The sequence below is a fragment of the Stenotrophomonas maltophilia genome (genome assembly GCF_023518235.1).
Lineage (GTDB): Bacteria > Pseudomonadota > Gammaproteobacteria > Xanthomonadales > Xanthomonadaceae > Stenotrophomonas.
The window spans coordinates 3,419,572-3,442,619 of sequence record NZ_CP090423.1 but is presented as its reverse complement, the minus strand read 5'-3'; the positions used below and the strand labels follow the sequence as shown (position 1 = coordinate 3,442,619).

The window sequence follows — 23,048 nt, the reverse complement described above, 5'->3', positions numbered from 1 at the left end:
CTGCGCACCCGACGGTAGCGCCGGGCCACGCCCGGCGGCAGCCTCAGTGCCAGAAATACCAGGCGCCCGCCGCCAGCAGCGCGGCCACCAGCAGCACCTGCACCACCACATAGCCCACACCACTGTCGCGCGACTCGGCGGTAATGCGCTGCTGCAGCGCCTCACTCACATCCGGCGTTTCTTCCTGCTGCGCCTGCTCACGCAACGCCTGTGCCAGCGCGCGCGCTTCCGCCTCGCGGGGGTCGGTCGGTGGGTTCACAGCAGTTCTCCGGCGGTGGCGTGCCGCGTCAGTTCCTGTTTCAGGACCTGGCGCGCGCGGAACAGGTGGCTCTTGATGGTACCGCGTGCCAGCCCGGTCACCTGTTCGATCTCGGCCAGATCGAAATCTTCCAGATAATGAAGCCCGACGATCAGGCGCTGTGGCGGGCTCAGCCGTTCCAGTGCCGCGCCCAGCTGGCGCCCGGCCTGCAACGCCTCGCTCAGCTCCGCCGGCCCAGGGCCTTCATCACCGGCGCCCAGTTCCTCGGGCACCTCCACGGCCACCATCCATTGCGCTTCCAGCCGTCGCCGCCGCAGGTACTGCAGCGCCGTGGTGTAGGCCACCCGCGAGACCCAGGTGCGCAACGAGGATTCAAAGCGGAACCGGTGCAGCTGGCGGAACACCGCCAGGAAGGTCTCCTGCAGCAGGTCGGCCACCTGGTCGCGGTCACCGACCATGCGCCCGATCACATGCGCGCAGGTGCGTTGGTGGGCCTGCACCAGCTGCGCGAAGGCCGCTTGCGAGCCATCGATGATCGCGCTGACCAGCGCGCGCTCGTCGTCCGCGGCCGGTGCCGGTTCGACGGGGACGTCGCGGTGACGCCCCCGCAATGCCGCCAGTGCTCCGCCCAGCAGGCTCATGCGCAGGGCGCCCCCTGTGCCCGTGGCATGCCAGCCTCAGCCCTTGCGTGCGGCGGGGCGTGTGAAGTGCCAGGCCAGCAGCTGGCCGAGGCCGGCACTGCCGACCATCGCCGCAGCGGCGCCGAAGGTCAGCTCGCGTGCGCCGATCGCCTCCAGCAGGCCCATCGCCACGGCCAGGCTCACCAGGCTGATGCCCCAGCGCAGCGCGCCCTGGCGGCGGCGCTCTTCCTCCAGCACGGCCAGCGAGCGGATCACTTCCTCCGGCACATGCGGGGCGACCAGCTTGCTGCGCGCACGTGCATCGGCGATGGCATGGATCGCGTAGGCGATGCAGATGAAGAAGGTGATGGGGATGAGTTCCTGCATGGTCGTGCTCCTGTCCGGTGAATGATGCGGGTTCAGGAGATTGGATGCGCGAAGCCGACCACCGGTTGCAGTGCAGATTTCAGGCGTCGTCGTCGGTCCCGGGGTCGGCCGGAGGATCGGGGAAATAGGTTTCCACATGGAAGCCCAGGCGGAGATCAGCCATCAGCCGCACCAGCGTGTCGTCCAGTTCATACCCGGCCCAGGCCTGCTTGCCGAAGACGGCGATGCGCAGGCGGACGTCGGCACCTTCTTGGTTCAATGCATGGATCACCTCCACCCGTGCCTGCAGCATCTCGACCACCAGCGGCCAGGCGTCCATCAGCCAGCCGTCCTTGCCAGCAGCCAGTTCAAAGCTCACCCGGGTGAAGCCATGTACCCGGATCAAGTGCCCATCACCGTCAAGCAGGTCGGTGCCTATATCGCGGAAAAACCCCCGTTCCAGCCCCAGCCGGGCGGAGATGTCGGCGCTGGAGACCTCAGGGTGCTGCACCCCCAGGGAAATGCGGTAGTCGTAGCTGTACATGGTCGGTTCCGTCCGGATCAGTCACCCATCATGCGCCACGCGAGGCCCTGCGGCGCCTTTGCCCAAGCGGTCTGCATGACCTGTGGCCCCCTCCCCCGGCACGGGCGGCTGCTACCCTTGCCCGGTTTCCTCATCTGGTGCCGTCTGCCCATGTCCCGAGTGCTGCCCCTGTCCCTCCTGCTGTCGGCCATGCTGGCCGCACCGGCCGCGCATGCTGCGCCGACGCCGATCACCATCGAACAGGCCATGGCCGACCCGGACTGGATCGGTCCGCCGGTCGAAAAGGCCTGGTGGTCGTGGAATAGCCAGCAGGTGGAGTACCAGCTCAAGCGCAACGGCAGCCCGGTGCGCGACACCTTCCGCCAGCCGCTGGCCGGTGGCGTGGCCGCGCAGGTGGCCGATGACCAGCGCGGCACCCTTGACGTGGCCGAGCCGGTCTACGACCGCAGCCGCAGCCGCAGCGCCTTCGTGCGCAATGGCGATGTGTTCGTGCGCGACCTGCGCAGCGGCGCACTGACCCAGCTGACCCGCAGCAACGAGCGCGCGGGCAACGTGAACTTCGCCGCCGACAACGGCGTGATCTGGCGTGTCGGCCAGAACTGGTTCCACTGGACCGCCGCCAGCGGCGTGCAGCAGGTGGCCAGCCTGAAGGCCGAGAAGGACCCGCGCACGGCGCCGAAGGCCGATGTGCTGCGCGATCAGCAGCTGCGCACCCTGGAAACCCTGCGCCGCGACCGTGACCAGCGCGAAGCGCTGAAGGACCAGGACCAGCGCTGGCGCCAGGCTGACCCGACCCGCGCGCCGGGCCCGGTGTACCTGGGCGCCGACGTGGAGATCGGTGACAGCGTGCTGTCGCCGGACCTGACCCACCTGATCGTGGTGACCAAGCCGAAGGACTTCGACGACGGCCGCACCAGCAAGATGCCGCTGTACGTGACCGAATCGGGCTACGAGGAAACCGAGGACACCCGCACCCGCGTCGGCCGCAACGGCTTCGAACCGCACACCCTGTGGTACGTGGACGTGCGCACCGGCAAGGCCGAGAAGGTCTCGCTGGCCAGCCTGCCAGGCATCGGCACCGACCCGCTGGCCGAGCTGCGCCGCAAGGCCGGCAAGGATGCGCTGAAGGGCGAGCGCAGCGTGCAGGTGATGAGCGACTTCATGGGCGGTGGGATCCGCTGGAGCGCCGATGGCCAGCAGGCCGCGGTGATGCTGCGTGCCAACGACAACAAGGACCGCTGGATCATCAGCGTCAACGCAGCCGATGGCCGCGTGCAGAACCGCCATCGCCTGACCGACAACGCCTGGATCAACTGGGGCTTCAACGATTTCGGCTGGATGGCCGACGGCCGCACGCTGTGGCTGCTGTCCGAGGAATCGGGCTTCTCGCACCTGTACACCCAGGCCGGCAGCGCCAAGCCGCAGGCGCTGACCAGCGGCAAGTGGGAAACCTCGGCGCCGGTGCCGTCGGCCGATGGCAAGGGGTTCTACTTCCTGTGCAACCAGCAGGCGCCGCATGACTACGAAGTCTGCGCGGTCGACACCGGCAGCCGCCAGGTGCGCGAGCTGACCAGCCTCAACGGCGTGGAAGACTTCTCGCTGTCGCCGGATGGACAGCAGCTGCTGGTGCGTTACTCCGGCGCCTACCTGCCGCCGCAGCTGGCCGTGCTGCCCAGCGCCGGTGGCCAGACCCGCGTGCTGACCGACACCCGCACCGCCGACTACAAGGCGCGCCAGTGGATCCAGCCGAAGCTGGTGGCGGTGCCGTCCAAGCACGGTGCGGGCGTGGTCTGGGCCAAGTACTACGAGCCGGAAACCAAGGAGCCCGGCAAGAAGTACCCGATCGTGATGTTCGTGCACGGCGCCGGCTACCTGCAGAACGTGCACCAGCGCTACCCGGCCTACTTCCGCGAGCAGATGTTCCACAACCTGCTGGTGCAGAAGGGCTACATCGTGCTGGACATGGATTACCGCGGCAGCGAGGGCTACGGCCGCGACTGGCGCACGGCGATCTACCGCAACATGGGCCACCCGGAACTGGAAGACTACAAGGACGGCCTGGACTGGCTGGTCGACACCCAGCAGGGTGACCGCGACCACGCCGGCATCTACGGCGGTTCCTACGGCGGCTTCATGACCTTCATGGCGCTGTTCCGTGCACCGGGCACCTTCAAGGCCGGCGCCGCGCTGCGCCCGGTGGTGGACTGGCACAACTACAACCACGGCTACACCAGCAACATCCTCAACACCCCGGACATCGACCCGGAGGCGTACCGCGTGTCCTCGCCGATCGAGTACGCGCAGAACCTGCAGGACAACCTGCTGATCGCCCACGGCATGATGGATGACAACGTGTTCTTCCAGGATTCGGTGAACCTGACCCAGCGCCTGATCGAGCTGCACAAGGACAACTGGTCCATCGCACCGTACCCGCTGGAACGCCATGGCTACGTGCGTGCCGATTCGTGGCTGGACCAGTACAAGCGCATCCTCAAGCTGTTCGAGCAGAACCTGAAGTGAGCAGGCTGGCATGAGCCGCGCCGCGGCCACGATTCACATCGTGGCCGCGGTCATCCTGGATGACCGCGGCCGGGCGCTGGTGGTGCGCAAGCACGGCGCCACCCGCTTCATCCAGCCCGGCGGAAAGCCTGAACCCGGCGAAGCGCCGCTGCAGGCGCTGGCCCGCGAGCTGGACGAGGAGCTGGGCATAACGTTGCGCACCGATGCTGCCATCGCGCTCGGTGTGTTCGAAGACTGGGCAGTGAATGAGCCCGGCCACCGCGTCCAGGCGCAGGCGTGGTGGGTGCAGCTGGATGGCACGCCGCAGGCGCGCGCCGAGATCGCCGAACTGGCCTGGGTGCCGCTGCAGCCGCCGCATGGCCTGCCCTTGGCACCCTTGAGCGAACACCATATCCTGCCGGCGGTCGCCACCCGGGTGACGGCCCGCTGACCGCGCGGGCATCGACTGCAAGGACGCCGGATGCCAGTCCCCCCACCCGTCTCCCTCCGCGCGGCAGCCCCTGTCAATGACTGGGTACGCCCGGTGGCCCTGTCCTGCCTCTGGGTGTCGGCCGCCTGCACCGTCGCCCTGCTGCTGGTCACGCTGCTGGCCTGGCCGCTGGTCCACAGCGAAATCTGGCAATCACTGGCGCTGGACGCCTGGCACATCGGCATGGATCGCACCGTGTTGTGGCTGCTCGGCCACCCGGTAGCGGCTTTGCTGCTGACCGCCCTGGCCTGTGCCCTCTCGACCGCCGCCAGCTGGGGCCTGCTGCGCCTGAAGCAGTGGGGCCTGTGGAGCTTCATCGCCCTGCTGCTGCTCACCGCCCTGGCCAACTTCATCGTGACCGGTTGGTTGGACGGCGTGGCCGCACCGCTGCTCCACCTGCTCGGCGATTCGCCCGAGGCGCTGCGCTCCCTGCAGATCCAGCGCAGGCTGTTCACCGCCACGATGTACGCCGCGTCGTTGGCGCTGGCACTGCTGCAGGGCGGCGTGGCCTGGCGCCTGCTGCGCCCGGACATCCGCGCGCGGTTCCACTAGACGCCCCACTTCCGCACGACAAGGACCGTCGCATGCGCCTACTGACCCTGCTCCCCGCGCTGCTGTTGTTGGCCGCGCTGCTGTTGTTGGCCGCGCTGCCTGCCACTGCCACTGCTGCCGCCGATGCACTGCGCTGCGGCGAGTACCGCAGCACCGATGGCAGCATGGCCCTGGTGTTCGAATCATCCACCACCGGTTATCAGGCGCTGCACGGCCAGGAACGCGCGCCGCTGCGCATCGACCGCAGCGCCGGCGATCTGCTTCTGGTGTTTCTCGACGACGGCGTATCCACCGCCCTCGGCGTGGCTGCTGACGGGACGCATATCGACGACGGTGTGGCCGACTACACGCTGCATCGAACCCAGGCCTGCCAACGCGCCCCTGCGCCCCGCGCCGACGGCTGCCTGGCCCGCCCTGCGCTGTGCATTGCGCGGCTCGCTGAGGCGCCTCCGGAACAGGCCCAGCGCGCGTGCGAGGAAGGCGTCGGCGCCGGCTGCTCGGCGCTGCTGCGCCACTTTCTCGCTACGCCGACCACCGAGGCCGGGCAGCAGGACGCGCCATTGCCGGCCGCGCAGCGCGCCACGCTGCAGCGGCTCTGCCTGCAACGGCGCGGTGGTCGCTTCTGCACCGGGGTGGCCGAACAGCAGTTGATCGCACGGGAACCGGCGCTGGCCGTGCAGGCCCTGCAGGTCGTCTGCGATGCAGGCCGCGTCAGTGCCTGCGAGCGCACTGCGCCCCTGCTTGAACTCGGCGCCGACCTGCGCCTGGTGCCGGCCCGGCGGCTGCCCTGCGGTCGCTACCGGGCTGAAGGTGGCGTGATCGACACGCTCGACTTCGGTGATGGCACGCAGGCGCGTCTGCACGAAGGTGCCGTTCATCTGCAGCAGAACGGTGAAACCCTTGTGTTGCGCCCGCTCGGCAACGGCGACCTGCTCGGCATGGATGCGCAGACCGGCTACCAGCGCTACCGGCGCGTGCCTGGCACGTCACAATGCACGCCCCCGCGCGAGGCTCGTGATCTGCCGTAGCGCCTGGAGCTTCCTGTTCGATCGTCAAGGAGACGACATGCGCTTACTGCGATCGCGCCACCGCTGGCTGGCCTGGGCGTTGCTGCTGGCCACGCCTCTGGCCGCTGCCCAATCACCCCAGTGCGGCCTGTTCAAGGCCGATGAAGGCAGCACCACGCTGCGCGTCATTTCGCCCAACCGGGGCGAGCAGAAGCACTACGGCAGCGCGCCATCGCCCGTCGTTTTCCAGTAGATCGAGGCAAAGCTGCAGCTGGTGAACCTCGAGTACGGCCTGCCCAGCGAACTGCAGGTGCGTGATCGTGGCCGCAGCGTCAAGGTGGATGGCACACGCTACACCCTGCAGGCGCCGGCAACGTGCGCCGCTGCGGCTACGCCGGCAGCGGGCAGCTGCCTGGCCGATGCGGCAGCCTGCCTGGACAATCGCCGCGACGCGACGCCGATCGCGCTGGAAGCGGCCTGCCGCGAAGGCGTACCCGGCATGTGCCTGCAGCTGGCCGAGCGTTGGCGCGAAGACGCCACACCTTCGGCCGTTCCGGACGCTGCGGCGCATAAGGCGCTCCTCGATGCCGCCCTGGCCGGCATCGAGCTGCCGGCCCCGTGCCGCGAGGGGGGCTTCCAGGACCAGACGCCTGACTGTGCAGCAGCGCTGGAAGCAGATCCGGCGTTGCAGGAGCAGCCGATCAAGGCCGCAATGAGCGCGATGCTGGACGAAGCGATCATGTCGCTGGCAGCCCCATCCGCGCCGATCGTGATTCCGTCCGGGCAGCGTCAGCAGCTACTGCAGTTGTGCCAGCAGGTTCCGCATGAGCGCTTCTGCGCACGTGTGGCCGAGCTGGCCTGGGAATCGGGCGACCACCTGCAGGCGGTGCAGGCACTGGCGCTGTCCTGCGCAACAGGCGGTGAAGGCGCCGCCTGTGTGCATCTGCCGGCGCTGCAGGCACTGGGCCCTTCGCTGCAACCACAACCGGCGGTCGCGCTGCCCTGCGGCAGCTTCCATGCCGATGGCGGCCTGATGGACACGCTGGAATTCGGCGATGCCGGCCTGGTCGGCGTCGGCTGGAACAACCAGCTGCGCGCCCGTGTTGAAGACGGCGACATCCGCATCCGTCATGACAAGGGCGGCGACTTCGTGCTGCGCCTGCTGCCGGGCGGGCAGCTCCTGGGCATGGATACATGGACCCGCTACCAGGTGTTCAGCAGCACCGGCGAGGGCCCGGCCAGTTGCAGCGCGCCGAAGCAGTACACGGTGCTGCCACTGCCGCAGGACTGCCCGCAGGCACGGGCCGACGGCGGTGCCGAGCTCTGCTGCGCGCAGGGCAGGCTGCAGGGCTGCAATGTGCTTGGCAATCGATTGGCGATGTCCGGGAAGTGGCAGCAGGCGGCCGACCACTACGTGACGGTATGCCGCGCCGGCGTGCGCGAGGGGTGCGAGAACCTGGTGAGCGCCCACGAACACAGTGCCCAGGTGGATGCGCATGCCACACTGGAGCAGCTGTGCGAAGCCGACGGCAGCGGGCGCCATGTGGCCTGCGACGTGCTGGAGACCGGCAACTGGAGCGCACTGGAGCTGGGCCGCGCCCTGCAGAAGGCGATGCAGGAGGCTGCCCTGGATGAGGCCCCGGCGCCACGCACCTCCAACCACAAGCGCTGAACCCATCACGGCCTGCCCGCAGCTTCCGGCAGGCCCTGCGGTAAAGTACGCGCCATGAACGATTTCGAGCGCGTGCGCGCCTACCTCACCGACCTGCAGGACCGCATCTGTGCGGCGATCGAGGCCGCCGACGGCCAGGCCCGCTTCCAGGAGGACCTGTGGCAGCGTGCCGAGGGCGGTGGCGGGCGCACCCGCGTGCTGCGCGACGGCGCGGTGTTCGAACAGGCCGGCATCGGCTTCTCCGACGTGGCCGGCAGCCGCCTGCCGCCGTCGGCCTCGGCCAACCGCCCGGAACTGGCCGGCGCCTCCTGGCGCGCCACCGGCGTGTCGCTGGTGTTCCACCCGCTCAACCCCTACGTGCCCACTACCCACGCCAACGTGCGCTTCTTCCAGGCGCAGCGCGACGGCGAGGTGGTGGCCAGCTGGTTCGGCGGCGGCTTCGACCTGACCCCGTTCTACCCGTTCGATGAAGACGTGCAGCATTGGCACCGCGTCGCACGCGACCTGTGCGCGCCGTTCGGCGACGAACGCTACGCCGCGCACAAGCGTTGGTGCGACGAGTACTTCTTCCTGCGCCACCGCAACGAGACGCGCGGTGTAGGCGGGCTGTTCTTCGATGACCTGCACGGCGATTTCGAGCGCGATTTCGACTATCTGCGTGCGGTCGGTGATGGCTTCCTCGATGCCTACCTGCCGATCGTGCAGCAGCGCAAGGACACGCCCCATGGCGAACGCGAGCGCGAGTTCCAGCTGTACCGTCGCGGTCGCTATGTGGAGTTCAACCTGGTCTACGACCGCGGCACGCTGTTCGGCCTGCAGAGTGGCGGCCGCAGCGAGAGCATCCTGATGAGCCTGCCGCCACGGGTGCGCTGGGAGTACGGCTTCGCGCCGGAGCCCGGCAGCGCCGAGGCACGCCTGGCCGATTACCTGGTGCCGCGCGACTGGCTCTGAGCTTCCGGCGCCACGCCTGACGCGTGGTGCCCTTCCCCGCCTGCGCTGCGCTGTGCGCCGTACGGCCCCCCGTTCCACTTCCTTCAAGGACGAACCGATGTTCCCTGCGGTATCTCTTCGCCCCCGCGCTGCGGGCTGGCGCGCCCTGCTGTTGCTCGCACTGGCCTCGGCCAGCCTGCCGGCCGCCGCGCAGTCGATGGCCTGCGGCACCTACACGCAGGACGATGGCCATGCCACGCTGACCATCGTGAGCGAAGCACACGGCTTCATTGCCGGCCCCTACCAGGCCACCGAGCAGCTTCGGTTGGCGCGCCAGGACAACATTCTGGCGATGGGAAACCTCTCCACTGGCGCGCTGGAGAACCGCGAGTTCAGCGACGACGACCGCACCATCACCGGCGGTTACCACGATTTCCACCTGGAACGCGCCGCAGCCTGCAAACCGGTGCCGGACATGGTGGAAGGCAGCTGCAAGGCCAACACCAGCGATTGTCTGGAAGCCCTGCCCCGCGCCGAGCCGGCGCAGCTGCACGCATGGTGCAGCGAGGGCATCGAGGTCGCCTGCAACACCCTGTATGACCACTACCAGATGGAGGCCGACCGCGAGCGCCCGCAGCTGACCGGCACCGAACCGGTAATGCCCGACATGTGCCGCGAAGAATCACCGGCCTACGAGGCGGACAGCTGCATGGCCATGGTCAAGGTCATGGCCGGCGAGTTGATCGGGCGCTCGATCATGGGCCTGGACAAGTCGCGCAGGGCGCCGCTGACGGCCGCGCAGCTGGATGAGCTGACCGCCCTGTGCCGGCAGCAGCAGGGCGAGACGTTCTGCGACAAGGTGGCCGATGCCCTGTGGACCGGCGGACGCCTGCAGCCGTCGCTGGACGCATTGCAGCGCTCCTGTGCGCAGCGCGCCGAAGCGTATGCCTGCACTCCGGCCAAGGCGCTGGCGCCGCTGTCCGGGCTGGGCGCGGCATCGCTGGCGGCGGTGCCTGCCAGCGCATTGCCGTGCGGCCGCTATGAGGCCACAAGCGGCCTGCTGTCGGAGTTGCGCTTTGTCGACACTGGGCTGGTCGAGGTGCCCGGGCTGGATACCCGCCTGCGCGCGCGCCTGCAGGACGGGCAGATCCACATCCGCCGTGACGTCGGCAGCGATTTCGTACTGCAGCCGTTGGCCAACGGCAACCTTGCCGGAATCGACCGCGACCACCGCTATGCCTACTTCGTGCGCAAGCCGGCCGCCGCTGATGGCAGCTGCACGCCGCCGCTGGCATTCGTGGAGATCCCCATGCCGCTGGACTGCCCGACCGTCGGCCGCAGGAACGGTGCCGAGGCCTGCTGCAGCGACGGCAAGCTGCTGGGCTGCAAGGTTGCCGGCGAAGCACGGTACAAGGCAGAAAAGTGGGCCGCGTCGCTGCCCTATTTCGAGACGCTGTGCAGCGCCGGCGTCCGCGAAGGCTGCCTGGCCATGGCAGAGGTGTACGCGAAGACAGCGGACCCGAAGATTCCGCAGGCCATGGCGGCACTGTGCGCCAAAGACGGCAAGGGCACCCATGTGGCCTGCGACGTGGACGCCACGCGCAACTGGCCGGCGCTGAAGGCCGCAGCCACGCCCTGAGGCCAGGCACCTGTAGCGCCGAGCCCGCGCTCGGCTCTACAAGGTCAGGTGTTCTTCCGGGGGATGATGGTGATGTGCCCGTTGATCTCCAGCAGGGCCAGCTCCACATCCTCCACGCCCAGGCAGCCCTGCTGGCGCATGGCGGCCTCGAAATCCGCACGGGTGACCTGCTCACGGCGCAGAACGGCGTCGAACAGGCGCCCATCGCGCGCGATCACCACCGGTTCGCCCTCGACCAGGCGCTCGATACGGCGGCTGCGGGTGCTCACCCAGCCCACCCCGTAGTTGAGCAGGATCAGCGTCGCCGCCAGCAGCAGGCCGCCGCCCAGCGAGGTGTCGGTGCCCAGCAGCGCGTTCTGCACCGCATTGCCCAGCAGCACCACCAGCAGCACGTCGAACGGGGTGATCTGCCCCAGCGGGCGCTTGCCGCTGAGCCGGACCATGCCCAGCACCACGACATACACCACCACCGCGCGCAGGATGAATTCCCACCACGGCATCGCCAGTGCGAACAGATCGGGCATTGCGGGTTCCCCTGCTGGACAGTGGCCCAGCCTAGCACCTGGGGTCAGATCCCTTTGCCCACCGGGCAAAGGGATCTGACTCCATCTGCGGTTCCGGCGGCACAAATAAAAAGCCCCGCTGACCAGGGGGAGGTCAACGGGGCCGGGGAACGGGCACTTGGGGAGGAGTCCCCGTTCCGAGATCTGCTCCAGGGGATGGGAGAGATCCACAACAGGCGTTGCGCCTGTCGGGAGTTATAGAAGCACTCCGAACACTAACGGTTCGTGAAGGGGCCCAATTTAATGAACGTCAATCAGGGCGACATTCATGGTCGAGTCAGAAACCTCTGACTTATGAACAAATTCACGACGTTTTCGGCCCGAAATGCCCTCAGTGCGCTTCATCCCAGTTGTTGCCGATCCCGGTATCGACCACCAGCGGCACCCGCAATTGGGCCGCTTGCGACATGCGTTCCACCACCTGCAAACGCAAGTCTTCGACGAAACTACTTTCGGTTTCGAACACCAGTTCGTCGTGCACCTGCAGGATCATCCGCGCCGGTGCGCCGCTGTCACGCAGCCATTGGTCCACGTCCACCATCGCTCGCTTGATGATGTCGGCGGCGGTGCCCTGCATCGGCGCATTGATCGCGGCACGCTCGGCACCGGCGCGCAGGCCCTGGTTGCGGGCATGAATGTCGTTCAGGTATAGGCGGCGGCCGAACAGGGTTTCCACGTAGCCCTGGTCGCGGGCCTGCTGGCGCATCCGCTCCATGAAGTCGCGCACGCCCGGGTAGCGGCTGAAGTACAGCGCCACATAGTCCTGCGCCTGGCCACGGTCGATGCCCAGGTTGCGGGCCAGGCCGAAGGCGCTCATGCCGTACATCAGGCCGAAGTTGATCGCCTTGGCGGCGCGGCGCTCGTTCGGAGTCACCTCCTCCAGCGTGCGCCCGAACACCTCGGCAGCGGTGGCACGGTGCACGTCGGCGCCCTGCTCGAAGGCACGCACCAGACCCGGGTCCTCGGAGAGGTGGGCCATGATCCGCACTTCGATCTGCGAATAGTCGGCCGCCAGCAGCTGGAAGCCCTCTGGTGCGATGAACGCGCGGCGGATGCGGCGGCCATCTTCGGTGCGGATCGGGATGTTCTGCAGGTTCGGGTCCGATGAGGACAGGCGGCCGGTGGCGGCACCGGACTGGTGGTAGCTGGTATGCACCCGGCCGGTGTCCGGGTTGACCATCTCCGGCAGCTTGTCGGTATAGGTGCTGCGCAGCTTGGCCAGGCCACGGTAGTCCAGGATCACCCGCGGCAGTTCGTGCTGGTCGGCAATCGCCTCCAGCGCCTCTTCATTGGTGCTGGGCTGGCCCTTCGGGGTCTTCACCACCGCCGGCAGCTTCAGCTCGTCGAACAGCACCGCCTGCAGCTGCTTGGGCGAATCCAGGTTGAAGCTGCGCCCGGCCAGCTCGGTGGCCTTCTGCTGCGCGGCCAGCATCCGCGATGACAGGTCCTGGCTCTGCCGGCGCAGCTCGTCGGTGTCGATCCGCACGCCGTTGGCTTCAATCGTGGTCAGCACCGGCACCAGCGGCATCTCGATGTCGCGGTACACGCTGTCCAGCGCCGGCTCGGCCAGCAGCTGGGGCTGCAGCGCGCGGTGCAGGCGCAGGGTGATGTCGGCGTCTTCGGCCGCATAGCGGCTGGCTTCGTCGATGCCCACCTGCGAGAACGGAATCTGCTTGGCGCCCTTGCCGGCCACATCCTCGAACTTGATGGTGCTGTAGCCCAGGTAGCGCAGCGCCAGCGAATCCATGTCGTGGCGGGTGGCGGTGGAGTTGAGCACGAAGCTCTCCAGCATCGTGTCGTCGTGGTAGCCCTGTACGTCCACGCCATGGCGGCGCAGCACGTGCAGGTCGTACTTGCCGTGCTGGCCCAGCTTCTTCTTCGCCGGGTCCTGCAGCACCGGGCGCAGGGCATCGAGCACCTGCTGCATCGGCAGCTGCGCCGGCGCCCCGGGGTAATCGTGGCCGACCGGAATGTAGGCGGCCCTGCCCGGCTCGACCGCCAGGCTGATGCCGACCAGGCGCGCGCGCATCGCATCCAGTGCGTCGGTCTCGGTGTCGAAGCTGATCAGCTCGGCCTGCTGCAGGCGCTCGACCCAGGCCTGCAGCTGCTCGCCGGTGAGCACGGTCTCGTACTCACCCGGTGCGGCCAGCGCCGGGTCCAGCGTACCGGCCGCCGGGGCCTCGGCGCTGCCACGGGCGAAGCCGGCGGCGGTGCCGCGCAGGCTCGGCGTGGCTTCGCTGGCCGCCGCCGGTGCCGGCAGCGGCGCACCCAGTTCCTTCAGTGCCTGGGTGAAGCCGTAGCGTGCGTACAACTCGGTCAACACCGGCACGTCCTGCTCGCGCAGCGCCAGCGTGGTCGGGCTGGCCTCCAGCTCCACATCGGTACGGATGGTCACCAGCTCGCGGTTCAGCGGCAGGCGCTCCAGCGCGGCGCGCAGGTTCTCGCCGATCTTGCCCTTCATGGTCGGCGCAGCGGCCATCACCCCGTCCAGGTGCTGATACTCGGCCAGCCACTTGGCCGCGGTCTTCGGCCCGCACTTCTCAACGCCCGGCACGTTGTCGACGGTGTCGCCCATCAGCGCCAGCAGGTCGATGATCTGGTCGGCGCGCACGCCGAACTTGTCCATCACCGCCGCGTCCGAATCCATGCGGCTGCCGGTCATGGTGTTGACCAGCTCGATGCCCGGGCGCACCAGCTGCGCGAAGTCCTTGTCGCCGGTGGAGATGGTCACCTTCAAGTCCTGCGCCACGCCCTGCAGCGCCAGCGTGCCGATCACATCGTCGGCTTCCACGCCGGGCACGCGCAGGATGCTGATGCCCAGCGCCTCGACGATGCGGCACATCGGCTCGACCTGGCTGCGCAGCTCGTCGGGCATCGGCGGGCGGTTGGCCTTGTACTGCTCGTACAGGTCGTCGCGGAAGGTCTTGCCCGGCGCATCCACCACGAACGCCACGTAGGCCGGACGTTCCTTCAGCGTGGAACGCAGCATGTTGACCACGCCGAACAGCGCGCCGGTGGGTTCACCCTGTGCATTGGACAGGGGCGGCAGCGCGTGGAACGCGCGGTACAGGTAACTGGACCCGTCGATCAGGACTAATCTGCTCATGGGTCGATTCTACGCGCCCGTGCCTGCATCGCGGCGACACGGCGCCGACGTGGCGATGGGGCATAATCCAAGCTCATTCCAGGCAAAGGAACCCCACCCATGAAGACTCTGATGCTGGCCTCCCTGCTCCTGCTGGCCGGCTGCGCCAGCATGGGTGGCGCCGGGGCTCCCCCGGTGGACGTGAAGGGTGCCGATGTTTCCAAGCGCACCATGGACAACGGTGACACCATCGAGGAATACCGGGTGTCCGGCCAGCTGCGCATGGTCAAGGTGACCCCGGCGCGTGGCGCGCCGTTCTACATGTACGACAAGAACGGCGACGGCCGCTTCGACAACGACAAGGACGGCGTGTCGCCGGTGTACTGGAAGCTGTACAGCTGGTGAGGTGACCGGGGCCGGATCCCTTTCCGCAGGAAAGGGCTCTGACCCCCATCATGGCAATCGGCACGGCCCCCACAGAAAACAACGCCGGCGCGCATCCTGCGCACCGGCGTCAGGTCCCCTCCCCGGGAACGCTTGAATCATCGGGTGTGGATCAGCGGATCACCAGCACCGGCAGGGTGCTGCGTGCCAGCACTTCGGCGGTCTGGCTGCCCAGCAGCACGCGGGTCACGCCACGGCGGCCGTGCGAGGTCATCACGATCAGGTCGCTGTTGCGCTCGCCGGCGGTCTCGATGATGCCGTCGGCCGCATAGCGGTCCAGCACATGCACCGGGTTGGCGGTAATGCCCTGCTCGGCGGCCTTGGCCAGCGCCGGCTGCAGCACCTTCTGCGCGCCTTCCTCGCGGTCGGCCTTGTACTCGGGGCTGTTCATGTAGCCCACGCTCCAGCCCATGGCGTCGTACATGCCGACGGCCCACGGCTCGGAAACAGTCACGATATCGACCTCGGCGTTGAGGTCCTTGGCCAGCTCCAGACCCTTGGCCAGGCCCTTGTCGGCCAGCTCGGACCCGTCGGTGGCAATCAGGATGCGCTTGTACATGATGGGGCTCCGTCGCGATCAGCCAAATGGAAACGCCACCATTGCACACCCGATGTGCAGGCCGCGCCTTGAGCAGGATCAATCCGGCGCCTGTAGAGCCGAGCCCACGCTCGGCTGCTTCTGGCGGGAAAAGCAGCCGAGCATGGGCTCGGCTCTACATCAGGCCTGCCCTCAGGCGATCTGCACCACGCGTGCGTTCTGGCACAGCGGGTAGCTGGCCACGAACTCGGCGATGGCCTCACGCATCGCCTCGAACGACTGGCCATACATGTACAGCGCGGTCTCGCTCGGGCCCTGCCACCAGCTGCAGATCTCGCCCAGGCCATCGATGCGCTCGGACAGCTGCTCGAACACATGGTTGGAGTCGCACTGTTCGTAGACCTCGTCCGGCAGGTTCAGGCCGTCGAGGTAGATACCCAGACCCTCGGTCACGCCGAAGTGGCGATTGGCCTCGCCCGCGCCCTGCAGTTGTGAGCCCTTCGGTGCCCCCAGCTGTTCCAGCAGGTCGATCAGCTTGGGCACGCCGGCCGCATCCACCAGCGCCACCTCGATATCGCCGTACAGCACCTCGCCCTCGTCGGAAGTCGCGGTGCCACCACCGACGATCTCGCCGATCTCGGCAGCCTGCATCAATGCGTCGAGCGGATCCTCGAACAGTTCATGACGATGCGCGGGCTGCAGCTTGGCGTTCAACATCACGGTGACGTGCAGGGTCGGTTCGGTCATCGGAGGCATTCCTGGAGGATGTGGCCGCTATTGTAGAGTCGAGCTTGCTCGACTGCTTCTGCCATTACCAATTGCCCTCCCCCCGCCTGCCGGCCGAGCGATAATGCGCGTCGCAACGACACCATTCCAACAGGGGGAATACATGAAGTCGATCATTGCACCGGCACTGCTGCTGTTGCTCACCGGCTGCGGCATCCGCACCGAGGTGGTGCGCGTGAACGTGCCCGATATCCGGGTGAATCCCGAACAGGGTCCGGTGGTGGTGGTAGCGCCGGTGCGCGACAGTCGTCCGGTCTATTTCCCGGAGGTTGCGGCAGCCGACCGCGCGAAGAACATTGCCGGGGTGGTTCGTCAAGGCAACGGCGTTCTTGTCTCCGTCGAGTCCACCACAGCCGCGGACAAGACACGCGAGATCATGATCCAGGCATTGCGCAACATGGGTTATCGCACCGCCGACCAATGCGAAACGTCATGCACGCAACTGGAGGCCTCGCTCACCGATTTCTCGGTCAAGATGCCGGCAAACTTCTTCCGGATGGTGTCATCCACACAACAGATGCTGGCCGACATTTCGGTGCAGGTCGTTGCGCGGAACAACGGCCAGACCCGGACCTTCACCGCCACCGGACATGGCGCGAACATCTTTCAGGTGCCATCACGCGAGAACTGGGAGATCGCACTGGAGCGCGCGGTAAAGAGTTTCACCAGCAGCCTGCAGCAGTCGATGTCCGAACAGGATGCCGCGACCACTTCCAAGGCGCAGCACTGAGGTTCTGTCCTGGTTGTAGAGTCGAGCTTGCTCGACTGCTTCCAGCGGCACAAGGCAGTCGAGCAAGCTCGACTCTACGGGGAGATGCGGTCAGCGCAGGAACGGGGTCACTTTGCGCGTGAGCAGTTCCACCAGCACCGGGTCCATGTAGTCGTAGTCGTCGGGGATATCCAGGCAGATCACCCGCTTGCCCTTCAGCCACGGCTTGTAACGGCTGGACAGCCGGTTGCGGTGGGCCTTTTCCATCACGAACACCAGGTCGGCCCACTGCAGCAGCTCGGGGCTGAGCACTTCCTCGGCGTCGGCCAGCAGCCCGGCCGAGGCCGTCTCGATGCCCGGCCATTCGGCGAACACCTGCTCGGCCGTCGGGCTGCGCAGGCGGTTCTGGCTGCAGAGGAACAGCACGTTGCGGGTCATGGCCGCAGCGTATCGGGGTCGGAGCCCTTTTCCAACGGAAAAGGGCTCCGACCCCAACAGTGATCAGATCACCGTCAGGTTGGCGTAGGCCATCACCAGCCACTTGCTGCCGGCGTCGGCAAACTCGACCTGGACGCGGGCATGCGCGCCGCTGCCTTCGTAGTCGGTCACCATGCCTTCGCCGAACTTGGGATGGGTGACCAGTGCACCCAGCTTGACCGGCGGTGCCTCGATCGAGGCATGGCCCATCACCCGGCTGGCGCCCATCGAGGCCGGCCGCGAGACCTGCACCTTCGGGCGCACTTCGTGCAGCAGCTCGCGCGGGATCTCGCGCAGGAAGCGCGACGGCAGGCTGTAGTTGTCCTGGCCGTGGATGCGGCGCGATTCGGCATAGCTCAGCACCAGCTTCTGGCGTGCGCGGGTGATGCCCACGTAGGCCAGGCGGCGCTCTTCTTCCAGCCGCCCGCTTTCCTCCAGCGAACGTGCGCTGGGGAACAGGCCTTCTTCCAGGCCGGCGAGGAACACCAGCGGGAATTCCAGGCCCTTGGCCGAGTGCAGGGTCATCAGCTGCACGCCGTCCTCGCCCGCCTGCGCCTGGCCTTCACCGGCCTCCAGCGCGGCATAGGCCAGGAACGCGACCAGCTCATCCATGTCCTCGCCCACTTCCTCAATGTCATCGGCACGGCGCACGAAGCGCGAGGCCACCGAGACCAGTTCGTCGAGGTTGTCGGTGCGCGATTCCGAATCCAACGCGTTGCGGCTTTCCTTGCTCCAGTGCTCGCGCAGCTGCGAGCGGGCCAGCACGTGATCCACGCGCTCGGCCAGGGTCATGTGCAGGGTCTGCGCCTGCAGCTCGTTGACCAGCATCAGGAAGCCGGCCAGCGCATTGCGCGCACGTGCGGCCAGCGCGCTGCCCTGGGTGACCAGCATGGTCGCTTCCCACAGCGAGATGCCCTGCGCGCGCGCCTCGCGGCGCACTTCGTCCAGCGTGCGGTCGCCGATGCCACGGGTGGGCGTGTTGACCGCGCGCTCGAAGGCGGCGTCATCGTTGCGGTTGGACAGCAGGCGCAGGTAGGCCAGCGCATCCTTGATTTCGGCACGCTCGAAGAAGCGCATGCCACCGTACACGCGGTACGGCACCTGCTCGCTCAGCAGCGCTTCTTCCAGCGCGCGCGACTGTGCGTTGCTGCGGTAGAGCACGGCCACTTCGGTGTAGCTGCCACCGTCGCGCACCCACTGGCGTGCACGCTCGACGATGTAGCGCGCCTCGTCCATCTCGTTGTATGCGGCATACAGGTCGATCGGCTCGCCGTCGCCGCTGTCGGTCCACAGCTGCTTGCCGATGCGGTCGGGGTTGTGCGCGATCACCGCATTGGCGGCACCGAGGATGTTGGCGGTGGAGCGGTAGTTCTGTTCCAGGCGGATGGTCTGCGCACCCGGGAAATCGCGCAGGAAACCCTGCACGTTCTCGACCTTGGCGCCGCGCCAGCCGTAGATGGCCTGGTCATCGTCGCCGACCACGAACACGTGGCCGGAATCACCGGCCAGCACGCGCACGAAGGCGTACTGGATGGCGTTGGTATCCTGGAACTCGTCCACCAGGATTTCGCGGAAGCGGGCGCGGTAGTGCGACAGCAGCGCGGGGTTGTCGCGCAGCAGTTCGTGCGCGCGCAGCAGCAGCTCGGCGAAGTCGACCAGGCCGGCGCGGTCGCAGCGCGCCTGGTACTCGATGTAGGCCTGGCGCATGGTTTCCAGCCACGCATCGTTCGGCTCGGGCTGGATGTGCTGCGGGCGGCGGCCCTCATCCTTCTGCGCGTTGATCCACCACGCGATCTGCTTGGCCGGGTACTTGCCGTCGTCCAGTTCCAGCGCCTGCACCACGCGCTTGACCAGCCGCAGCTGGTCGTCCGAATCCATCACCTGGAAGCCTTCGGGCAGCTTGGCGTCCTGCCAGTGCAGGCGCAGCAGGCGGTTGGCCAGGCCGTGGAAGGTGCCGATCCACATGCCGCGGCTGCCATTGGGCAGCTGGGCGTCGATGCGGTGGCGCATTTCGCCGGCCGCCTTGTTGGTGAAGGTCACCGCGAAAATGCCGTGGGTCGGCACGCCGTCGACTTCATGCAGCCAGGCGATGCGGTGGGTGAGTACGCGGGTCTTGCCGGAACCGGCACCGGCCAGCACCAGGTGGTGGCCGGGGGGAGCGGAGACGGCTTCGCGCTGGGCCGGGTTCAGGCCATCAAGCAGGTGGGAGACATCCATGCCCCCATTTTACGGCATCGCCGTCGCGGCTCCTGCGATCACTTCGGTGGCCAGCGCCTGCGCCTGCTGACGCAGTTCAGGCACCGCCAGGCTTTCCCACAGGCTGCCGATGCGCAGGCTGCCGAGCACGCCCAGCCGCGCCTGCGGCTGGCCACCGGCAGCGCGCAGGCGGTCGCCCGGCACCGTGCTGTCCAGGCCCAGCCCGTGCGGGCCGGGGCGGGCAAGCCCATCGGCCTGCAACTGCTGCAGCAACGGATTGCGCAGCGCACTGGCGCGGGTTTCGACGCCGGTGGCGTTGATCACGCCGCCAATCGTCCACTGCTGTTCATTGCCCGAGGCATCGCGGCCGGACAGCTGCACGGCATCGCCCTCGCGCCAGACGCGTTGCAGGCGGGCGCGGTGGACGCGCAGCTGGCCGCTGTCGATCAGCGCCTGCAGCTGAACATCCACCTCTTCGGCAATGCGATGACGATGCACATCCCAGTAGCGCACCACATGGCGCAGGAAACGGCGCTGGTCAGCGGCGTCGAGGCTGCACCACAGCGCCTGCCCGTGTGGACGGATACGGTCCATCACGCCCTGCCACGGCAGGCCATCGGCCTGCGCCTGGCGTGCGAAGCCACGCAGCGCGTGCAGGCGCTGGCGCAGGTTCATTGGCAGCAGCACCGCCGGATCGAAGCTGGGCAGGCCGCCGTGCGCGTGTGGCAGCGGCAGCAGGCCATGGCGCGAGATCACATGCAGCGGCCCGGTATGACCGGCGGCGACCAGCGCCAGCACCGTGTCCGCCATGCTCAGGCCGGAGCCGACGATCGCCACGGCCTGTTCGCCGGCCAGGGCCCGCACACCGTCGTAGTCCCAGGCCTCGATCACATCATCGGCGGGCAGCGCATCGGCGCCAGGCACCGGCAGCGGCCGCATGCTGTTGCCGGTGGCCAGCACCGCCTGCGTGGCGTGCAGCGTGTCGCCATCGCCGAGTGTCAGCTGGTAGCCGTGGTCATCCGGTTGCAGGCCCAGCACCGGCTGCGCGATCACCTGCAGCTGCGCCGGGCTGTCGGCCACGGCGTCCTGCAGGCGCTGCTGCAGGTAGGCGGCAAAGAAGTGGCGGCACACATAGCGCTCGCCCAGCACCTCGCGCGCCTCGCCCGGGTAGGCGTTGGCGGCCATCAGGTAATCGAGGAAATCGCCGGGCTGGTCGGCAAACGCGCTCATCTTCGCCGCCGGCACGTTCAGCAGGTGCTCCGGCCACGGCGTGGCATAGGCAATGCCCTGGGCCAGCTGCGAGGCCGGTTCGAAAATGGCCAGCGCCAGCGGCGCCCGGGCCTGGCGCAGTACCTGGATCGCCACCAGCACCCCGGCCGCACCACCACCGATGATTGCCAGGTCCAGTTCGCCATTACGCGGTGAATCAGTCATGCGCCGATTGTAGGCCATCGGCGATGACAGGCCGGGTTGCCGAAGCGGGCGGTTGCCGCCGCCTCACATCAACGCATCGGCCAGGCGTGCGATGCCTTCGCGGCTGCGCCGCCAGGTAGGGCGACTGCGCCACTGCTGCAGGTCCAGCTGCCGCGACTCGCGCAGGTAGCCATCCTCGATCGCGCACAGCTGCTGCACCAGCGCGCGGTCGTAGCAGATCAGGCCGATTTCGGCATTCAGCGCAAACGAGCGGATATCCATGTTGATCGAGCCGAGCACGGCGATGTCCTCGTCCACGCTCATGTGCTTGGCGTGCAGGAACTGCGGCTCGTACAGCGCGATGCGCACGCCACAGCGCAGCAGCTCGTCGTAGTAGGCCTCCTGTGCCCACGAGGTCAGTCGCTGGTTGTTGCTGGCCGACAGGATCAGCTGCACTTCCACGCCGGACAACGCGGCAATGCGCAGCGCGCTGAGCGTGGCTTCGTCGGGCACGAAATACGGCGTGACCATCACCAGCCGGCGCCGTGCCAGGTGGATCAGCGCCGCCACCGCATCGCGCGCGTTGCTGTACGGGTAGGCCGGGCCGCTGGGCAGCAGCTGGGTGGCGATGTCGTCGCTGCACTCGGGCACATCGGCGATCACGTCCAGGCGCTGGCCGGTTTCCATGTACCAGTCGCTGGCGAACACCGCCTCCAGGTGCGCCACCGCCGGGCCGCGCACGCGCGCCACCAGCTCGCGGTTCGGGTGGCCGGGCACGAACTGCGGGCCGGCCAGGTTCTGCGAACCGACATAGGCCACTTCGTTGTCGATCACCGCGATCTTGCGGTGGTTGCGCAGGTCCATGCGCCCGCTGCGGCGCCAGCGCAGGCCACCGGGCAGCATCGCGCGCACTTCGATGTCGCGCGCTTCCAGGCGCTTGCGGTAGGCGCGCAGGCCGCGCTTGGCGCCCACCGCATCAAGCAGCACGCGGCACTGCACGCCACGCGCGGCGGCGCGCTGCAATGCCTCGACGATGGCCTCGCCCACCGCGTCGTCGAACATCAGGTAGTACAGCAGGTGCACGCGGTCTTCGGCTTGGTCGATGTCGGCGATGAGTGTGTGCAGTGATTCGTCGTAGTCGGTCAGCAGATCGACCGCATTGCCGTGCACCGGCATGAAATCGCCCTGGCGCTGCACCAGCGGCACGATCTCGGCGCTGGCGGTATCCGGCTGCGGGGACCAGCGCAGGCGGTGCTGCAGCGCCTGCTCCTCGCGGATCACCTGCGAAGCCTCGGCCTGGCGGCGGATGCGCTCGCGCGACAGCCACGGGTGGCCGAACAGCAGGTACAGCGGCAGGCCCAGCAGCGGCACGAAGCCGACCAGCAGCAGCCAGCTGCGCGCCGCACCCGGCGTGGTGCGGGTGGGAATCCAGCACAGCGCGACCAGCCGGATCAGCCAGTCGATCAGCAGCAGATACGAACCCAGCAACCACTCGAACAGCATCGCGTCGCCCGTCGGGAGGTGATGGGTCATTCTGCCCACCGGCCTTTGTAGAGTCGAGCCATGCTCGACCGCCTTTCGGCCCGACAGCAGAGCAGCCGAGCATGGCTCGGCTCTACAAGGGCTGTGAGCAGAGCAGCCGAGCATGGCTCGGCTCTACAAAAGGGTGGCTCAGTGCCGCACCGGCACCTCGCACAGCTGGCGCACCGAATCGGCGTGGCGGCGGCCGTTGAGCGCCATGCAGGCAATGGCCTGCGCGGCCCGCTCCAGCTGCGCCTCCGGCAGCGTCGGCGGTGCGCCGTTGGCCAGTGCCAGGTGGTGATCGCACAGCAGCAGCGCCATGCCCTCGATGCCTTCCAGCATGCGCTGCAGGCGCAGCCAGCCCAGTTCCAGGTCCTGCCGGTGTGATGGGGTGTTCATGCAACCTCCTTCAACGGATCTGGCCACCGTGAAGGTGGCGGACGATGCGTGGTTGCAATACCGGGAAGCAATCAATCAGCAAACGAACCGGCGGGCACAGGGCCCCCTCGCACCGTCCGCCATAGAGGCAGATAGGTCACCGACCGTCGCCGGAGGGATCTCCGGCGACGGCGGGCGAGTCTACTGATGATTGACTTCACGGGATTGCAAGCCCGACCACTGCAACCGCAGCGGCTTGCCATCATGGGCACGGCGGGGCTCGTCGTTCCAATCGATTTGGAACGCGCGAAGTGCCGGAATCGGTAGGCACAATCACTTATCGCATTCGGCCCATCATTC

23 protein-coding genes are annotated in these 23,048 nt (G+C 67.9%); 10 read left to right on the top strand and 13 right to left on the bottom strand.

All coding sequences use genetic code 11. The annotated features are described in order from the left end of the window. Nucleotides 1-43: 43 nt before the first annotated feature. The 4 genes from LZ605_RS16080 to LZ605_RS16065 form a co-directional block, all read right to left on the bottom strand. The gene (locus tag LZ605_RS16080; protein ID WP_249842464.1) at nt 44-259 is read right to left on the bottom strand and encodes a hypothetical protein; all 216 of its coding nucleotides are present in this window, start codon (nt 257-259) and stop codon (nt 44-46) included. Continuing rightward, nucleotides 256-900, bottom strand: coding sequence for an RNA polymerase sigma factor (locus tag LZ605_RS16075; protein WP_249842463.1), 645 nt, complete (start codon nt 898-900; stop codon nt 256-258). The genes LZ605_RS16080 and LZ605_RS16075 overlap by 4 nt, the downstream gene beginning before the upstream one ends. A 36-nt stretch (nt 901-936) precedes the next feature. Next, on the bottom strand, nt 937-1,266 hold the full coding sequence (locus LZ605_RS16070) for a hypothetical protein (RefSeq protein ID WP_249842462.1): 330 nt from the start codon (nt 1,264-1,266) through the stop codon (nt 937-939). 79 nt (nt 1,267-1,345) lie between these two features. Beyond that, nucleotides 1,346-1,789, bottom strand: a complete 444-nt coding sequence (locus LZ605_RS16065) for a hypothetical protein (protein WP_249842461.1) — start codon at nt 1,787-1,789, stop codon at nt 1,346-1,348. 150 nt (nt 1,790-1,939) lie between these two features. Here LZ605_RS16065 and LZ605_RS16060 point away from each other — a divergent pair, with 150 nt between their 5' ends. From LZ605_RS16060 to LZ605_RS16025, 8 genes are all read left to right on the top strand, one after another. Next, on the top strand, nt 1,940-4,309 hold the full coding sequence (locus tag LZ605_RS16060) for a S9 family peptidase (protein WP_249842460.1): 2,370 nt from the start codon (nt 1,940-1,942) through the stop codon (nt 4,307-4,309). Nucleotides 4,310-4,319: 10 nt separating this feature from the next. Further along, nucleotides 4,320-4,739 (top strand): NUDIX hydrolase, encoded by a 420-nt coding sequence (locus LZ605_RS16055; RefSeq protein WP_249842459.1) that lies wholly within the window; start codon nt 4,320-4,322, stop codon nt 4,737-4,739. Between the two features lie 93 nt (nt 4,740-4,832). Continuing rightward, nucleotides 4,833-5,330 carry a hypothetical protein gene (locus tag LZ605_RS16050; protein ID WP_249842458.1) on the top strand — a complete coding sequence of 166 codons (498 nt, stop codon included), beginning with the start codon at nt 4,833-4,835 and terminating at the stop codon, nt 5,328-5,330. Between the two features lie 32 nt (nt 5,331-5,362). Beyond that, nucleotides 5,363-6,358 carry a hypothetical protein gene (locus LZ605_RS16045; RefSeq protein WP_249842457.1) on the top strand — a complete coding sequence of 332 codons (996 nt, stop codon included), beginning with the start codon at nt 5,363-5,365 and terminating at the stop codon, nt 6,356-6,358. 37 nt (nt 6,359-6,395) lie between these two features. Continuing rightward, a complete protein-coding gene (locus tag LZ605_RS16040) occupies nt 6,396-6,590 on the top strand; it encodes a hypothetical protein (RefSeq protein WP_249842456.1) in 195 nt (64 codons plus the stop codon). 21 nt (nt 6,591-6,611) lie between these two features. Further along, nucleotides 6,612-8,009: a hypothetical protein gene (locus LZ605_RS16035; protein WP_249842455.1), complete on the top strand. Its 1,398-nt coding sequence runs from the start codon at nt 6,612-6,614 to the stop codon at nt 8,007-8,009. Between the two features lie 54 nt (nt 8,010-8,063). Then, nucleotides 8,064-8,960, top strand: coding sequence for an oxygen-dependent coproporphyrinogen oxidase (hemF, locus tag LZ605_RS16030; protein ID WP_249842454.1), 897 nt, complete (start codon nt 8,064-8,066; stop codon nt 8,958-8,960). A gap of 97 nt (nt 8,961-9,057) precedes the next feature. Next, nucleotides 9,058-10,578, top strand: coding sequence for a hypothetical protein (locus LZ605_RS16025; RefSeq protein WP_249842453.1), 1,521 nt, complete (start codon nt 9,058-9,060; stop codon nt 10,576-10,578). Between the two features lie 44 nt (nt 10,579-10,622). Here LZ605_RS16025 and LZ605_RS16020 read toward each other — a convergent pair whose 3' ends face one another. Beyond that, nucleotides 10,623-11,102, bottom strand: coding sequence for a DUF421 domain-containing protein (locus LZ605_RS16020; RefSeq protein ID WP_107232630.1), 480 nt, complete (start codon nt 11,100-11,102; stop codon nt 10,623-10,625). 370 nt (nt 11,103-11,472) lie between these two features. Further along, complete coding sequence (gene polA / locus LZ605_RS16015; RefSeq protein ID WP_249842452.1) at nt 11,473-14,247, bottom strand: DNA polymerase I; 2,775 nt, start codon at nt 14,245-14,247, stop codon at nt 11,473-11,475. 99 nt (nt 14,248-14,346) lie between these two features. On the opposite strand from polA, the gene LZ605_RS16010 reads away from it, so the two are divergent. Further along, nucleotides 14,347-14,631, top strand: a complete 285-nt coding sequence (locus tag LZ605_RS16010) for a DUF2782 domain-containing protein (RefSeq protein ID WP_025878043.1) — start codon at nt 14,347-14,349, stop codon at nt 14,629-14,631. 151 nt (nt 14,632-14,782) lie between these two features. On the opposite strand, the gene LZ605_RS16005 is transcribed toward LZ605_RS16010, so the two are convergent. Both LZ605_RS16005 and LZ605_RS16000 read right to left on the bottom strand, forming a co-directional pair. After that, nucleotides 14,783-15,229 (bottom strand): universal stress protein, encoded by a 447-nt coding sequence (locus tag LZ605_RS16005; RefSeq protein ID WP_005411629.1) that lies wholly within the window; start codon nt 15,227-15,229, stop codon nt 14,783-14,785. A gap of 171 nt (nt 15,230-15,400) precedes the next feature. Continuing rightward, on the bottom strand, nt 15,401-15,955 hold the full coding sequence (locus tag LZ605_RS16000; RefSeq protein WP_249842451.1) for a hypothetical protein: 555 nt from the start codon (nt 15,953-15,955) through the stop codon (nt 15,401-15,403). Nucleotides 15,956-16,097: 142 nt separating this feature from the next. On the opposite strand from LZ605_RS16000, the gene LZ605_RS15995 reads away from it, so the two are divergent. Beyond that, nucleotides 16,098-16,724, top strand: a complete 627-nt coding sequence (locus LZ605_RS15995) for a hypothetical protein (protein WP_249842450.1) — start codon at nt 16,098-16,100, stop codon at nt 16,722-16,724. Between the two features lie 90 nt (nt 16,725-16,814). On the opposite strand, the gene LZ605_RS15990 is transcribed toward LZ605_RS15995, so the two are convergent. The 5 genes from LZ605_RS15990 to LZ605_RS15970 all read right to left on the bottom strand — a co-directional run bounded on the left by LZ605_RS15990 (nt 16,815) and on the right by LZ605_RS15970 (nt 22,709). After that, nucleotides 16,815-17,141 carry a low molecular weight protein tyrosine phosphatase family protein gene (locus LZ605_RS15990; RefSeq protein ID WP_249842449.1) on the bottom strand — a complete coding sequence of 109 codons (327 nt, stop codon included), beginning with the start codon at nt 17,139-17,141 and terminating at the stop codon, nt 16,815-16,817. Between the two features lie 63 nt (nt 17,142-17,204). After that, nucleotides 17,205-19,397 (bottom strand): DNA helicase II, encoded by a 2,193-nt coding sequence (gene uvrD, locus LZ605_RS15985; RefSeq protein ID WP_249842448.1) that lies wholly within the window; start codon nt 19,395-19,397, stop codon nt 17,205-17,207. A 9-nt stretch (nt 19,398-19,406) separates the two neighbouring features. Further along, entirely contained in the window at nt 19,407-20,828 is a 1,422-nt protein-coding gene (locus LZ605_RS15980) for an FAD/NAD(P)-binding protein (protein WP_249842447.1), read from the bottom strand. A gap of 45 nt (nt 20,829-20,873) precedes the next feature. After that, nucleotides 20,874-22,292 (bottom strand): cardiolipin synthase, encoded by a 1,419-nt coding sequence (gene cls / locus LZ605_RS15975; RefSeq protein ID WP_249844933.1) that lies wholly within the window; start codon nt 22,290-22,292, stop codon nt 20,874-20,876. 168 nt (nt 22,293-22,460) lie between these two features. Then, the gene (locus tag LZ605_RS15970) at nt 22,461-22,709 is read right to left on the bottom strand and encodes a hypothetical protein (protein WP_151355234.1); all 249 of its coding nucleotides are present in this window, start codon (nt 22,707-22,709) and stop codon (nt 22,461-22,463) included. Nucleotides 22,710-23,048 lie beyond the last annotated feature (339 nt).

Bases quoted from the DNA above. Each gene is read 5' to 3' on its own strand.
- LZ605_RS16005 (WP_005411629.1), bottom strand. From the start codon at position 15,229: ATGTACAAGCGCATCCTGATTGCCACCGACGGGTCCGAGCTGGCCGAC.
- LZ605_RS16075 (WP_249842463.1), bottom strand. From the start codon at position 900: ATGAGCCTGCTGGGCGGAGCACTGGCGGCATTGCGGGGGCGTCACCGC.
- uvrD (WP_249842448.1), bottom strand. From the start codon at position 19,397: ATGGATGTCTCCCACCTGCTTGATGGCCTGAACCCGGCCCAGCGCGAA.
- LZ605_RS16055 (WP_249842459.1), top strand. From the start codon at position 4,320: ATGAGCCGCGCCGCGGCCACGATTCACATCGTGGCCGCGGTCATCCTG.
- LZ605_RS16000 (WP_249842451.1), bottom strand. From the start codon at position 15,955: ATGACCGAACCGACCCTGCACGTCACCGTGATGTTGAACGCCAAGCTG.
- LZ605_RS15995 (WP_249842450.1), top strand. From the start codon at position 16,098: ATGAAGTCGATCATTGCACCGGCACTGCTGCTGTTGCTCACCGGCTGC.
- LZ605_RS16060 (WP_249842460.1), top strand. From the start codon at position 1,940: ATGTCCCGAGTGCTGCCCCTGTCCCTCCTGCTGTCGGCCATGCTGGCC.
- hemF (WP_249842454.1), top strand. From the start codon at position 8,064: ATGAACGATTTCGAGCGCGTGCGCGCCTACCTCACCGACCTGCAGGAC.
- cls (WP_249844933.1), bottom strand. From the start codon at position 22,292: ATGCTGTTCGAGTGGTTGCTGGGTTCGTATCTGCTGCTGATCGACTGG.
- polA (WP_249842452.1), bottom strand. From the start codon at position 14,247: ATGAGCAGATTAGTCCTGATCGACGGGTCCAGTTACCTGTACCGCGCG.
- LZ605_RS16010 (WP_025878043.1), top strand. From the start codon at position 14,347: ATGAAGACTCTGATGCTGGCCTCCCTGCTCCTGCTGGCCGGCTGCGCC.
- LZ605_RS16020 (WP_107232630.1), bottom strand. From the start codon at position 11,102: ATGCCCGATCTGTTCGCACTGGCGATGCCGTGGTGGGAATTCATCCTG.
- LZ605_RS15980 (WP_249842447.1), bottom strand. From the start codon at position 20,828: ATGGCCTACAATCGGCGCATGACTGATTCACCGCGTAATGGCGAACTG.
- LZ605_RS16045 (WP_249842457.1), top strand. From the start codon at position 5,363: ATGCGCCTACTGACCCTGCTCCCCGCGCTGCTGTTGTTGGCCGCGCTG.
- LZ605_RS16065 (WP_249842461.1), bottom strand. From the start codon at position 1,789: ATGTACAGCTACGACTACCGCATTTCCCTGGGGGTGCAGCACCCTGAG.
- LZ605_RS15970 (WP_151355234.1), bottom strand. From the start codon at position 22,709: ATGAACACCCCATCACACCGGCAGGACCTGGAACTGGGCTGGCTGCGC.
- LZ605_RS15990 (WP_249842449.1), bottom strand. From the start codon at position 17,141: ATGACCCGCAACGTGCTGTTCCTCTGCAGCCAGAACCGCCTGCGCAGC.
- LZ605_RS16070 (WP_249842462.1), bottom strand. From the start codon at position 1,266: ATGCAGGAACTCATCCCCATCACCTTCTTCATCTGCATCGCCTACGCG.
- LZ605_RS16040 (WP_249842456.1), top strand. From the start codon at position 6,396: ATGCGCTTACTGCGATCGCGCCACCGCTGGCTGGCCTGGGCGTTGCTG.
- LZ605_RS16025 (WP_249842453.1), top strand. From the start codon at position 9,058: ATGTTCCCTGCGGTATCTCTTCGCCCCCGCGCTGCGGGCTGGCGCGCC.